A 12433-nucleotide genomic window follows, 5' to 3' on the forward strand; every position below is an offset into this window, starting at 1 on the left:
CCTTCCCTCCTTCAGAATGTCATCCCTTTTTCTTACAGCCTAGGACGATTGCCGTCAATGCCTTCCTGGAAATTTACAGTGCCGGGGACCAGGACGGTGCGCTATTGTGCGTACCGGTGAACGTAATGCGCTCCAGATCTTTCCCGTCCGCGTTGATCATGTAGATCTGACTCTTGCCTTCCACCGTCGAGCTGAAGACAAGATGCCGTCCGTCCGGGGACCAGGACGGAGAATCGTCCACTCCCAATCCTGTCGTGATCTGCAGACGCTTCTGACCATCGGGGGTGATCACGCAGAGCTTGTATTCTTTTTTGGGAGTCCGACACACATAGGCGATCAAATTGCCTCGAGGAGACCAAGCGGGCGCCGCATTGTAGTCTCCATCGAAGGTCAATCGACGCACATTGGAGCCATCCGCACTCATGAGGAAGATTTGAGGTCCACCGCTCCGATCGGATGTAAAGGCGAGCTCCCGGCCCGATGGAGACCACGAGGGCGACAAGTCGCCGGCCGCATGCGTGGTCAGTCGTTGAACGGCTTTCGTCTTGGTGTCCAAACGATACAATTCGGAGTTGCCTTCATGACTCGACGCGTAGGCCAGTGAACTTCCGTCTGGAGAGAGCGTCGGAGTGATATTCAATCCTCCTTGGGCAACGAGCGTCCAGCGCTTGCCCGTGGCCAGCTCAATCATGTCGATATCCTGGGTGTTTCGATTGCGATAGGTGGTGAAGACCAAAAACCGGCGATCCGGCGACCACCGAGGCATCAGGTTCAAGAATCCGTCGGCCGTCAACTGACGAGGATCGTACCCATCATAGTCCATCACGAACAATTCGCGAGCGGAACCCAACTCGGAGACATAGGCGATCTTCGTTCGTGCGATTCCCGGCTCCCCCGTATAACGAAACACCAACTCATCCGCAAACCGATGAGCCATGAGGCGGGCGACCGATGTCGAGCCGACATATCGTTTCCCGCCCACGACTTCATTGCTGCCCGCATCATACACGTACCCATCCATGTTGAGATCGGCGTCCTTACCTCCACTCTTGATTCCCGCTTTCCCCCACACGATGACCGACACCCCATTCTCCGCGGCTTGCTTGAAGGAGGGATCAGCCTCTGTTCCGAGTGAGCCGACTTTGATTCCGATGCTCGGCAAATCGACGAGCGTAAACACCAATGAGCGCCGCACGTCCGCCTTGAGCACCTCCTCGATGCGCGTGCCTAGTTTCACACGTCCTTCGGGTGACTCCGCTCCACCCACATTTTCGATCCCGACGATCCCGAGTGGAATCTTTTGAAAATCCTGTCTGGTCGCCTCGAGAAACACGTCGGCGGCACCGGATTCGATGATCCACGCGACACCGATTGATACACAGACACTGACGAACACAACGGCTCGAAACGTCATGGGTTTATCCTTGCGGCTCTCCGACGGTAAAAGTGAAATGGGCGTCAAAATACGGATCCGTGATCTCTGAAGGAAACACAGGTAATGGGTTGGCGCTGAGCACCGCTCGTTTCCCAGCTAAATCATAGTACTCGTTTCCTGAAGATTGCTCGATCGCGACGCCGGTGACCGATCCGTTCTTATGGAGTCTGAACTGAACGACAACGACATAGGCTTGGCCGGTCAGATCCAGTGGCGGAGCGTTCCACGCATTGCTGATTCGCTGCCGCACGAGCGCAAGGTACGCATTGGATCCCGGAGCGATCCCGGGAACCTTCAATGTGGTGTCGACCGCCTTGACGCTCGGTACCTTCGCCTCAATCTGAGGGGCGGGTTTTGACGGGACGTCCACAGGAGGCACGGCTTTGGGCACCTCAAGCTTTTTGATTCGCTTCAGCTCTTCGTCCAATTCCCTCGTCACGTCGTCCGCCAACGATGAAGACTGAGCAGAAGCCATCAGCTTTTTTTGCGGGGCGTCCTTGGTGTCCGCGACAACCGGCACATCGGGAAGCTTCATCATCACGGGTGATTTTCGTGGCTTGTCCTCCGGGCTGATGTCGCCTCGCTTTGGAGCATCCGGAGGCAACTCAATATCCTTCATGATGTCGTGCATGAGATCATTCGACGATTTTGCCGGAGCCACGGGAGTAGGAGGAGGCGCGGCCGTCACCGGAGGAAGGGACACAGGCGCCGCTTTCACAGGAGCGGCCACAGCAGGAGCAGATTTAGGCGATTCACTGGGTTTGGCTTGCTCAACTGACTTGGGAGACGCAACGGGTTTGGGCGGCTCGATTGCTTTGGATGGCTCGATAGGCTTGGTCGGCTGCACCGGCTTGGGTCGTTCTATCTCTTTCTTGATCGGCTGACTTTTTTGGGGTTCAACGGACTTCTCCGGGAGAGTCGACAAATTTGCGAGTGAAATTTCAATGGATGCCAGCGGCCGTTCGCCCTGCCGCGGCAGTCGCACCCAGGCCACCATCGCCAGTATGCCGACATGGAGGATGAGAGAAACGATGACGGCAAAGCCCAAGCGACGAGCCAGTGTCGCCTGCCATTCATCATCCGAGCCCATGTCGGCTGATGCCCAAGCCTGCACCGTGGACCTTATCATCCTACTGGTTGTGTTGAGATGGCGTTCCCTCGCTGATGCGTTCGGGTCCGGTGGTAGGATCGGTCACCATGCCGAGTTTCTCGATTCCGGCTTTTTTGACTCCGTCCATCACCTGAACCACAATTCCATATGGCACGTCACGGTCGGCGCGCAAATACAACGAGACATCCGCATGCTCGTCTTTCATCATACGTAGCTTCCGTTCCAGTTGAGCGACGCTCACCTGATCTTTGTCGAGATACAAGCGTTGATCCTTTTCGATCGTCAACACGGCTCGGATCTCCGGCTTGATCGTATTCGACGCCGAAGTCGGCAACTTGATATCCATGCCTCGATAGAGCATCGGCGCCGTAACCATAAAGATCACCAGCAGCACGAGTACGACGTCCACGAGCGGGATGACGTTGATCTCCGCCAAAAATCGGCGTTGTCTCGTCTCGAAGATCATGCCTTCGCTCCCACGGGAACCGGAGCGACAGGTTTGGTTTGAGTAGGAACCAAGGCCAGAAGCTCTACCACGACCGAATCCATGTGCATCGCGGCGCGTCTGATCCGGACGAGAAAATAATTATAGGCGATGACAGCAGGAATCGCCGCGAATAATCCGGCGGCGGTCGCGATCAGCGCTTCGGAAACACCGGGAGCCACCGCCGCAATGCTGGCCGTGCCTTGGGTGCCAATCTCTCGGAACGAGTCGATGATTCCCATGACCGTTCCCAAGAGGCCTACGAACGGACAGATATTTCCGGTCGTCGCGAGGAACGGGAGAAATGATTCCAGTTTGGCAATTTGCCCTTGCGCAAGATGGGCCGCCGTCTTCTCCATCACATGCCGATCATATGCGACGGACCCGTTTTCATTCACTTCGGTGGGGATGTAGCCGATCCGTTGGATAACGGTGTGAAAAATCTTGGCGCAGGGACTTCCCAAGGTCAGTTGCGCATGCCGCGCGACTTCTTCCACATCCCGGGCACGCAGCAATACGTTCATAAAATGCCGATCCTTTTTATCCGCGGTGCGAAACGAAGCCAATTTGTAGAAAATGATGGCCCACGAGGTGATCGAAAAGCAGACCAGGAGCAAGAGGACCACCTTGGACACGATCCCGAGCGACAGAATGACTCCCAGTGGGCCGGCTTGAAACATACGAGTCTCTACTCCCTCTCCTCAGCGCACATGGCGTCTTGGCAAAATGGATTGTACCAAACTCTGAAGAAAATGGCGGGGCCGACGGGATTTGAACCCGCGACCTCCAGATTGACAATCTGGCGTCCTAACCAGGCTGAACGACGGCCCCGCAAAACTAATGATGGCGGAACAGCAGCACGACAAGACGAAATCGTTGGTCGCCGATCAATTCCTGCGTGTAGGAACAGATCCTCCGCACGGCAAGCACACTTCCTGTCTCTGCGTACCACATGCTTCTGGATGGTAGGCGGAACAGGGATTGAACCTGTGACCTCTGCCTTGTAAGGGCAGCGCTCTTCCAACTGAGCTATCCGCCCGTTTTTCTTGGCAACCCCGCGGAGGGTATCAAGTCCATACTTCCTTGTCAACGGGTTCGCGTCCATTCGTACGGTGTCGCAACATCGTGATCTCGACCTATTTCAAACGCTTCATCGCAAACGCTTCATCGAATGTTCCGCGCGGGCCTGTCGTCGCCCCAGCTGTCTTGGAAAATATCGGCGATGGATATGCTTTAGCCGGGTGCCTTCCACATGTGTATAGATTTGAGTCGTCGCAATATCCGCATGACCCAACATGGATTGAACGACTCGCAGGTCGGCTCCCCCCTCCAGCAGATGGGTGGCGAACGAATGCCGGAGCATGTGCGGTGAGATCGGCTTGGCAATACCGGCGCGGCGTGCTCGCTGTAGAAGGAGCTTCCAAAATGCCTGCCGCGTGAGCCCTCGTCCTCGCCGGGTGATGAATAAGACTCGGGACGATCGTCCTTTGAGAAGAACCGGCCTCACCTGTGCCACGTAATCGACCAGCATCGCGACCGCCGTCTGTCCGATCGGGACGACTCGCTCCTTGGCCCCTTTTCCCACGACTCTGACACAACCCACGTTCAGGTCAATCTGCGCGAGGCTGAGTCCCACGAGCTCGGATACACGAAGCCCCGCCGCATACAGCAGTTCCAGCATCACGCGGTCACGTTGATCCTCGGCACGATCGCGAATCGGCAACTCCAGCAACGCCGTCACTTCCCGTACCGTCAGCGTCTTCGGGAGCCGAACCGGTCGACGTGCCGTCGACAGGTCACGGAGAGGATTGGTCTCCACGTGGTTTTCCCGAACCAGAAAGCGATACCACCCTCGAATTGCCGAGAGGAGACGGGCAATGGACGAAGTTGCGAGAGCTTCTTGCTTGAGTGACGCGAGAAACGACCGTATCGTGTGGGAGGGAACGGAGTCGCTGATAGCGAGTCGATGCCGGCCTAAGTAGCGCTGCAGGCGGAGCAGATCGCGCCGGTACGATTCCAGCGTATTGGTCGACAGCCCGCCTTCGATCCGCAACTCGCTGAGATACCGTTCAAGAAGTGGATCCAGCGATGGTGATCTCGGTTCAGCCATGGCCGTGGGATGGCGCACTATAGCCGACTCTCTTCATCGGCACAATGATGTCACCGTGGTTCTCCTTGACAGGCCGCACTCTTTCCGATACTAGTCTGCGTACGGCCTACCCGCCGATCGAATGTAATGCTCCCCTACTCGCAACATTCTTCTTCCAGCTCCGTACGGTCGTCCTTGATGGTCGCGATGGCGCTTGCACTGATGATCGTCCTCGGTCTTCTGCCGACTCAATCGAGCCGGGCGGAAGCGGCGGATCCCGTAAAAGTCCTTCCTCCCAATCCGCCGGTTCTGAACCAGGCCAAGCACCTGATCGAGAAAGGCGACCCGGAATCCGCAGCCACGGTCCTGCGTCGATTCTTGACCACGACGCCCCCGGCTGAACACCTCGATGATACGTATCTGCTGCTTGGTGCGGCCCTCTACGGCACGAAAGAGTACGGAGAAGCGCTCCGCTATCTCAACCAGCTTCAGACCGATTTTCCCGAATCCGACCTCGTGGACCGCGGCAAACTCATGTCGGCCCGCACCCATGTCGCGATGGGCAACATCGACCTGGCCTTACCCTTGCTGACCCAGGTACGGACGACGGCAACCGACGACACCACCAAACGCGAAGCCCAGCAGCTCACCGCGGAAGCGTTGGCTCAAAAGAAGGACTATGTCCGAGCCATCCACATCCTGCTGGAGGGCATGGCCGGCAGCTCCGACGCTCAGATGACGGAGACCCGGGAACAGATTCGCCAATTCATCACAGAAAAGCTGGACAAAAAAGGATTGACCCGAGTACGGGATGCCTATCCGCGTTCCTATCCCGGCGACCTCGCGTCTCTTCGACTGATCGACTACTACGTCGGACGAGGCGAAGATCATTTGGCCGAACGAGAAACTCGGCATTTTCTCGCGGCGTTTCCCGCTCATCCCTCCGTCCCGAAGGCCACCGAATCGCTGGAACTCATCAAGTCGAGGTTGAAGGCCAACCAATATTTTATCGCCGCCGTCCTTCCGTTGTCGGGGCACTTGTCCGCCTTCGCCAACGACGTCTTGGAAGGAATTCAATTGGCGGTGGAGCGCGCGCGCGAGCAGCCCGGCACGCCTTCTGTAGGGCTGATCGTGAAGGATCAAGATGCCGACCGACCGAGTTTCTTAGATGATCTTTCGACGCTACTCCGTGATGACCGACCGCTCGTCGTCATCGGTCCCATGTTATCAAAGAACCTGCCGGCCATGGCCGAAATGGCCCAAAAGACAAGAGTCCCGCTCATCACACCCGCGGCAACACTTCCCAACGTTCGCCGGTTGGGCACCTATCTCTTCAGTACATCGCTGACTTATGCCATGCAGGCCGAGCGCATCGCGGCCTACGCGGCGAAAGAACAGGGCTATCGGCGATTTTGCATTCTCCATCCGGACACCGTCTATGGTCGGGAACTGGCTCGGCTCTTCGCGCAGGAGGTGCGTCGACTGGAGGGTGAAATCATTGCCACCGAATCGTTCAAGGAAGGGGAAACCGATTTTGGGCCGCAGATCCAACGGCTCAAGGCCGAAGACTTGAAGAAGTATGGGCTGGCGGTTCCGGTTGACATACCACGCTCCTCCGGCAAACCGCTCGGCCGAAACGAAAAGCGCGTGCTCTATACTCCGGGGTTTGACGCGATCTTCATTCCCAGTCGTTCGCACGAGATCGGCCTTCTCGCCGCGCAGCTCGCGTATCATGACGTCAAAGTTCCGTTGCTGGGCACCAACGGCTGGAACTCACAGGACTTCGCCCGCACCGCCGATCGAACCGTCGACGGCGCGACGTTCGTCGACGGTTTCTTCGCCGACAGCCCGCATCCCGCCGTGCAGGAATTCGTGCAGCGATACCACAAGCGTTTTCAATCGACCCCATCGCTCTTCACCATGCAGGGCTATGACGCAGCCCGAGTCGTCCTTGAAGGGGTCCGTCACGGAGCGACATCCGGCGAGGCGCTCCACGAATTCCTCATGACACAGCGCAACTTGCCGACGCTGGCCGGACCGGGCGCTTTCGGCCCTGACGGCACCCTGCACCGGCCACTCTTTCTTCTGCAGGTGAAACAGGGTAAGTTTGTGCAGTTGGACTGATCGCGCATGAACTCCCTTTCACAGATTCTGCACACCATCTCCTACATGGGGCTTCCGCTGTTGTTCGCAATGGTGCTTCATGAATATGCCCATGGTTGGATGGCGGAAAAATGCGGCGATTCGACCGCAAAACGCGAAGGACGGCTCACCCTCAATCCACTCGCCCATATCGATCCATTCGGCACCGTCATACTCCCGCTGATCTGTTTGATGCTGCCCGGAAGCTTTCTGTTGGGCTGGGCCAAGCCGGTTCCGATCGACCCTCGGAACATGCATCAGCCTCGGCGAGACATGGCGCTGACGGCTGCGGCCGGCCCGGGGATGAATCTGCTGCTCGCCGTCATGAGCGCCTTGCTCTTGGCGACGCTCCTCACGATCGAACCGACCTTGACGCTCCGTCAGGCCGCCGACGCAGACGCTTCATCAGGCCTCTTTGCAACCATGTTTTTACGTCCGATCGCCGTGATGGCGCTGTATTCCGTGATGATCAATGTGTTTCTCGCTTTGTTCAACCTGCTTCCGATCCCACCGCTTGACGGCGGCCGGATCCTGACGGCAATCCTGCCGCCCAAACCGGCCATGGCGTTGGCACGACTGGAGCCCTATGGCATGTTCATCTTGGTGGGTCTCATCGTGTTCGATAAAGAACTGGGGGTTATCCACATGATTACCGGAACCTTTGCCAGGGGTCTGTCCGGCACAATCCTGTCCACGGCGCTCAGCCTTCGTCCTGGAGTCTCAGAATGATTCCATCACGCAGGCGCGTACTCAGCGGCATGCAGCCTAGCGGTCTCATGCATCTCGGCAACTATCTCGGCGCCTTGGAAAATTGGAAGGTCTTGCAGGAACAGTATGATTGCTTTTTCTTCGTCGCCGATTGGCACGCCTTGTCGACGAATTACGCCGATACCAGCCGCATTCGGACGTTCGTACGCGAGATGCTGATTGATTGGCTCGCCGGCGGTATCGACCCGGAACGTTCTACCATCTTCATCCAATCTCGTATTCCCGAACACGCCATCCTACACCTCCTGCTCTCGATGATGACACCCGTCTCATGGCTGGAACGCAACCCGACGTACAAGGAAAAACAAGAAGAGATCAAAGAGAAAGATCTCACCACCTATGGGTTTCTGGGGTACCCGGTTCTGCAGGCCGCCGACATTCTGTTGTACAAGCCGGATTTTGTGCCGGTGGGAAAAGATCAATTGCCCCATCTGGAACTGACGAGAGAACTCGCCCGGCGATTCAACGACATCTATAGAACCACCGTATTTCCGGAACCCAAGGAACACCTGACCAAATTTCCCAAGGTGGTCGGAACCGACGGCCGGAAAATGAGCAAAAGTTACAACAATACGATCAACCTCTCGGACACCGAGCCGGTCGTCCGCCAGAAACTCAAGACCATGGTGACTGATCCGGCGCGTGTGAGGCGCACCGATCCCGGCAATCCGGACCTCTGTCCCGTCTACGAATTCCATAAGATCTATTCTTCTCCGGCGATTCAGGATCAGGTCAATACCGACTGCCGGACCGCCGCGATCGGCTGTATCGACTGCAAGAAGCTCGTCGCGGATCGTATGGTGGAGCAGTTGGCACCGATCTGGGACAAGCGCGCCAAGCTCACGCAAGAGCCGTCCCGCGTCGACGAGATCGTGGAGTTCGGCAGCAAACGAGCGGCTACGGTCGCCGGTGCGACGCTCCGCGAAGTGAACGAGGCCATGAAAATCTAACCCGACTCCTCCTCTTCCGTCCTCCTCTGCAGGATTTGCGAATCCGCTAGAAGAACCAGCCGCTCAATGGAAGAATGCCTCGCAGGAGACCTATCGGCGAGGGAGATCGTTATGGCGCATGGAATGGTTCGGTTACGGCTAGAGCGTATGGCGCTTCTTTTTGGACTGGTGTCGCTGGCTGGCTGCGGCACTTGGTGGCATGGCGACCATCAGTCCGTCACAATTTTCACGACACCACTCGATGCTCAGGTCGTGGTCGACGACCGCGTCCAGTTGCTGGCGCCGGGGACCGTCTCTCTCAACCGAAAAGAAGACCACCAGGCCGTCATCACCAAAGAGGGGTATGAGCCAAAGACCATGCCCCTCACACGAACCTGGTCCTGGTGGGTGGTCGGCGACATCTTCGGCTGCGCGGTTATCTTTGCACCAGCCTGCATCTCAACCGATAAAGACAACGGCGGCTATTACTCCTTCGACGATAAGATCTACGTAACATTAAAACAGACATCAGCTGACGCCACTGCTCCGTCAAATTAGCGCACAGGAATTTACAGCTCCCTCCGGTGTACTTCTGATACTCAACCGCGATCGCACAAGTAGATGTAGTGCGCCATTCCTGTGATCGAGCAGACGGTCATGACATGAAACTTTTCAAGACCCTACCACCGCTCGTTCGAGGAGGAGCTTCAGCCACTGAGCGAGCAGCTGCGACCGCTTGTATCTTCCCCTCAATGTTTGAGAAAGATCTCGGCATCCTTCCCATAGGTCCGAGGGGTCTGCGCGATATCGCTACTTATGTTATGGTGTCGTGCTCTGCAAACCGTCTTTCTATGGGAACAAGACATGACTCAGACCTGGTACCATCTGGTGGCGCTAATGATCAGCCTATTCGTCACATCTTCTGCGTGGTCGGGCGTCGGCCCGCCCTGTGACAAGTATCCATCCGTGAAGCAATCACGCTGTGCCGAGATCTGGAAAGAGCTCAACAAGGAAGACGGACCGATCATCGCACAGTTCGGACTCGATCAACAAAAACGGCGCGATGAAGGAAAGATCAACGCCCAGCAACATCTCGCCGAGAACATGAGCTTCATCAAACAATCCACTGAAAAGCGGATCGAGCGTCTCAGAGAGCGCATGATCAAGGAATGAGCTCCCTTATAATTCCGTGCCCTTTTCTTTCTCCGGCACTTTTCCGGCCGATTCCAGCAAATCGCGCCCCACAAGAATCGGCGCCTTGAAATGCATGGCCAGCGCGATGGAGTCCGACGATCGGCTGTCGAACACCTTCGTCTGATCTTTAAATGCCACGGTCAACGCTCCATGGTATGTGCCGCCCTTCAGCGTAATGACCGTCTGCGTCACCTTCCCTCCATAGGCATCCAGGATCGTGTGCATCAGATCGTGCGACATCGGCCGAGGCAGCTTTTCCCCGTTCAGGGCACTCTGTATTGAGAGGGCCACCGTGAGATCGACGAAGATGGAGATGGTTTTGCCTTCAGCTTGCAGTAATACAACGGGACCATGGTCCGACATACGGACCTTCACCTCGGCGATTTTCACGGAATCAGAGTTGGACCGAGGGAACCCTTCGGCCGGGGCAATGAATTGAACCGGCACAAACCCGAGCAGCGCAACGAGCACTACCAGCTTGTATGGAGCCATGGTCCCTCCCCATGCGGTCACACACGGATAAACTGATTCGATTCTTTTTCTATACCGATGGCGGTGTCAGGCCCATGACCGGTGACAACCGTAGTAGCCTCATCCAGGGTATAGAGCCGCTCGCGAATCGATTCCTCGATGGCTTCGAAGTTCCCTCCCCATAAGTCGGTCCGACCGATACTCCCTCGGAAGAGCGTGTCTCCGGCCAACAGAAGTTGATCGTTCGGCACATGAAAACTCATCGACCCAGGCGTGTGGCCGGGCGTATGAAGCGCCACGACCGGCACCTGCCCGATCATCAACTTTTCCTCATCCGCCAGCCAATAGTCCGGCGGCAGGGCCGGCACATAGGAGACCCCGAAGACCCGGCATTGCAACTCGAGGTTGTCCCAGAGTTGGAAATCGTCCTGATGCAGGCAAATCGCCGCTCCGGTCGCCTTTTTGATCTCGCTGGACGCGAGAAAATGGTCGAGATGGGCATGCGTATGCAGGATGTGGCTGACCGTGAAGCCCAGTTGGCGCACTTCATGGAGTATCCGCTCCGGTGCGCCGCCGGGATCGATCACGACCGCCTGTTTCGTAGCCGGATCCCCGATGATCGAGCAGTTACAGCCGAGGGGTGGAACCGAGAAGGTCTTCCGGATCAAGGCCGTCACAATAGAGGCATGCTACCGCCCAGCGAGCTGAAAGCGCAAGCCGGGGACGGTCCTCCTCCCTCTGCGCTACCGTGAACGATCCAGGCAATCTCCGTCCGGCAAACTCCGTCTTTTCATGTCGTTGTCGATGAGCCATTATACGTATACCGAGTCCCACGCCGATCCGCTCTGCCGAATCCTCCCCACCCATACGGGAGCACCGGCAATTCTTTCGATTCAGACCGGGCCCTGGCTGGAACAATCCATTTCGGCACGCCTTCTCAGGTCTTGGAGAGGAGGAGTCCGCCTTTACGACGGACCGTACCGGCCCTAGTTCTCAACTGAACAGGGCAACAAGATACGGCCGAATACCACATGGACAAGTTGAGCTGAACTGTAGATAATCCCACGTAACTCTACCGGGAGGACTATCGCGTGCGCAATGAAATGATCGGTGATCCATGGGGACTCGGCATCTGGGCTCTGTTGTTGGTGATGACCGCCGGCTGTATCCCGGACGACAATCCGGTTCGTGCCGAGAATGAATCACTCAAAAAACAAGTCACCAAGCAAGAATCCCTCCTCAGCTCCCTGCTGGACGGCAATAAGGTCATGCAGCAACAAATCGATCTCCTCAATCAAGAACTGCGGGACGCAAAGAGCACCACGGATGCCACGAAAGCGGAAGCCAAACACCAGATCGAGCAACTGGAGCTGCAGCTGGCCGAGACGAAACGCATGATCGCCACCCAAATGACCGAATCGCTCAAAGTCGAAGAAAAAGGCGCCCAGTCCGATACACTGCCTCGCCCGATGCCGACTGTGGCCAAGATCGTGGAGGACGCACTGGCCCGCAACGGTTATCACCTCAAGGTCAGCGTCAAGACGGATCAGCGTGCCGTCTATGTGACGGAGCGCAAGATCTCCAATCCTACTTCGCTTGAAATGACGGGCTCGCGAAATCAATACCTCATTTCCCTTCAGGCCCTTCCCGACAATCTGACGAAACTCGGGGTGAAAGCCGAATTCGAACGAGTCGCCCAGGGGGGCCGCATCTTGAGCGTCAGCCACGAAGAAACGAGCGAAATCGAGCACCGCCTGATCAATGAAATCACCAAGGCCCTCGAAAACCCCGCCAAGACGTAATCTGCCCC

Annotated in this window: 13 protein-coding genes and 2 tRNA genes; 6 read left to right on the forward strand and 9 right to left on the reverse strand. The window is 56.9% G+C overall.

The window, feature by feature from the left end; all coding sequences use genetic code 11:
• Positions 1–73 precede the first annotated feature (73 nt).
• From A4E19_19435 to A4E19_19465, 7 genes are all read right to left on the reverse strand, one after another.
• Positions 74–1414, reverse strand: coding sequence for a hypothetical protein (locus A4E19_19435; protein ID OQW32211.1), 1341 nt, complete (start codon positions 1412–1414; stop codon positions 74–76).
• A 4-nt stretch (positions 1415–1418) separates the two neighbouring features.
• Entirely contained in the window at positions 1419–2525 is a 1107-nt protein-coding gene (locus A4E19_19440; GenBank protein ID OQW32212.1) for a hypothetical protein, read from the reverse strand.
• A 40-nt stretch (positions 2526–2565) separates the two neighbouring features.
• Positions 2566–3012, reverse strand: a complete 447-nt coding sequence (locus tag A4E19_19445; protein OQW32213.1) for a protein TolR — start codon at positions 3010–3012, stop codon at positions 2566–2568.
• Entirely contained in the window at positions 3009–3710 is a 702-nt protein-coding gene (locus A4E19_19450) for a hypothetical protein (GenBank protein ID OQW32214.1), read from the reverse strand. The genes A4E19_19445 and A4E19_19450 overlap by 4 nt, the downstream gene beginning before the upstream one ends.
• A gap of 73 nt (positions 3711–3783) precedes the next feature.
• Positions 3784–3861: transfer RNA gene (locus A4E19_19455), tRNA-Asp, on the reverse strand.
• Between the two features lie 132 nt (positions 3862–3993).
• Positions 3994–4069 (reverse strand) — tRNA-Val (locus A4E19_19460).
• Between the two features lie 111 nt (positions 4070–4180).
• A complete protein-coding gene (locus A4E19_19465) occupies positions 4181–5140 on the reverse strand; it encodes a hypothetical protein (protein ID OQW32215.1) in 960 nt (319 codons plus the stop codon).
• Positions 5141–5326: 186 nt separating this feature from the next.
• Here A4E19_19465 and A4E19_19470 point away from each other — a divergent pair, with 186 nt between their 5' ends.
• The 5 genes from A4E19_19470 to A4E19_19490 all read left to right on the forward strand — a co-directional run bounded on the left by A4E19_19470 (position 5327) and on the right by A4E19_19490 (position 10131).
• Positions 5327–7243, forward strand: a complete 1917-nt coding sequence (locus A4E19_19470) for a hypothetical protein (GenBank protein ID OQW32216.1) — start codon at positions 5327–5329, stop codon at positions 7241–7243.
• A gap of 6 nt (positions 7244–7249) precedes the next feature.
• Positions 7250–7990: a hypothetical protein gene (locus tag A4E19_19475; GenBank protein ID OQW32217.1), complete on the forward strand. Its 741-nt coding sequence runs from the start codon at positions 7250–7252 to the stop codon at positions 7988–7990.
• Entirely contained in the window at positions 7987–8979 is a 993-nt protein-coding gene (locus A4E19_19480; protein ID OQW32218.1) for a tryptophan--tRNA ligase, read from the forward strand. The genes A4E19_19475 and A4E19_19480 overlap by 4 nt, the downstream gene beginning before the upstream one ends.
• Positions 8980–9045: 66 nt before the next feature.
• Entirely contained in the window at positions 9046–9516 is a 471-nt protein-coding gene (locus tag A4E19_19485; GenBank protein ID OQW32219.1) for a hypothetical protein, read from the forward strand.
• A 306-nt stretch (positions 9517–9822) separates the two neighbouring features.
• Positions 9823–10131 (forward strand): hypothetical protein, encoded by a 309-nt coding sequence (locus A4E19_19490; GenBank protein OQW32220.1) that lies wholly within the window; start codon positions 9823–9825, stop codon positions 10129–10131.
• Positions 10132–10137: 6 nt separating this feature from the next.
• Here the strand turns inward: A4E19_19490 and A4E19_19495 are convergent, their stop codons facing one another.
• Both A4E19_19495 and A4E19_19500 read right to left on the reverse strand, forming a co-directional pair.
• The gene (locus A4E19_19495; GenBank protein ID OQW32221.1) at positions 10138–10644 is read right to left on the reverse strand and encodes a hypothetical protein; all 507 of its coding nucleotides are present in this window, start codon (positions 10642–10644) and stop codon (positions 10138–10140) included.
• Positions 10645–10661: 17 nt separating this feature from the next.
• The gene (locus tag A4E19_19500) at positions 10662–11303 is read right to left on the reverse strand and encodes an MBL fold metallo-hydrolase (GenBank protein OQW32222.1); all 642 of its coding nucleotides are present in this window, start codon (positions 11301–11303) and stop codon (positions 10662–10664) included.
• Between the two features lie 423 nt (positions 11304–11726).
• Between A4E19_19500 and A4E19_19505 the strand changes: the two genes are divergently transcribed.
• Positions 11727–12425, forward strand: coding sequence for a hypothetical protein (locus A4E19_19505; protein OQW32223.1), 699 nt, complete (start codon positions 11727–11729; stop codon positions 12423–12425).
• The last annotated feature ends 8 nt before the right edge of the window (positions 12426–12433 follow it).

Origin of the sequence: Nitrospira sp. SG-bin1 (assembly GCA_002083365.1) — a bacterium.
Lineage (GTDB): Bacteria > Nitrospirota > Nitrospiria > Nitrospirales > Nitrospiraceae > Nitrospira_D.

Bases quoted from the DNA above. Each gene is read 5' to 3' on its own strand.
- A4E19_19435 (OQW32211.1), bottom strand. From the start codon at position 1,414: ATGACGTTTCGAGCCGTTGTGTTCGTCAGTGTCTGTGTATCAATCGGT.
- A4E19_19440 (OQW32212.1), bottom strand. From the start codon at position 2,525: ATGGGCTCGGATGATGAATGGCAGGCGACACTGGCTCGTCGCTTGGGC.
- A4E19_19445 (OQW32213.1), bottom strand. From the start codon at position 3,012: ATGATCTTCGAGACGAGACAACGCCGATTTTTGGCGGAGATCAACGTC.
- A4E19_19450 (OQW32214.1), bottom strand. From the start codon at position 3,710: ATGTTTCAAGCCGGCCCACTGGGAGTCATTCTGTCGCTCGGGATCGTG.
- A4E19_19465 (OQW32215.1), bottom strand. From the start codon at position 5,140: ATGGCTGAACCGAGATCACCATCGCTGGATCCACTTCTTGAACGGTAT.
- A4E19_19470 (OQW32216.1), top strand. From the start codon at position 5,327: ATGGCGCTTGCACTGATGATCGTCCTCGGTCTTCTGCCGACTCAATCG.
- A4E19_19475 (OQW32217.1), top strand. From the start codon at position 7,250: ATGAACTCCCTTTCACAGATTCTGCACACCATCTCCTACATGGGGCTT.
- A4E19_19480 (OQW32218.1), top strand. From the start codon at position 7,987: ATGATTCCATCACGCAGGCGCGTACTCAGCGGCATGCAGCCTAGCGGT.
- A4E19_19485 (OQW32219.1), top strand. From the start codon at position 9,046: ATGGAAGAATGCCTCGCAGGAGACCTATCGGCGAGGGAGATCGTTATG.
- A4E19_19490 (OQW32220.1), top strand. From the start codon at position 9,823: ATGACTCAGACCTGGTACCATCTGGTGGCGCTAATGATCAGCCTATTC.
- A4E19_19495 (OQW32221.1), bottom strand. From the start codon at position 10,644: ATGGCTCCATACAAGCTGGTAGTGCTCGTTGCGCTGCTCGGGTTTGTG.
- A4E19_19505 (OQW32223.1), top strand. From the start codon at position 11,727: ATGATCGGTGATCCATGGGGACTCGGCATCTGGGCTCTGTTGTTGGTG.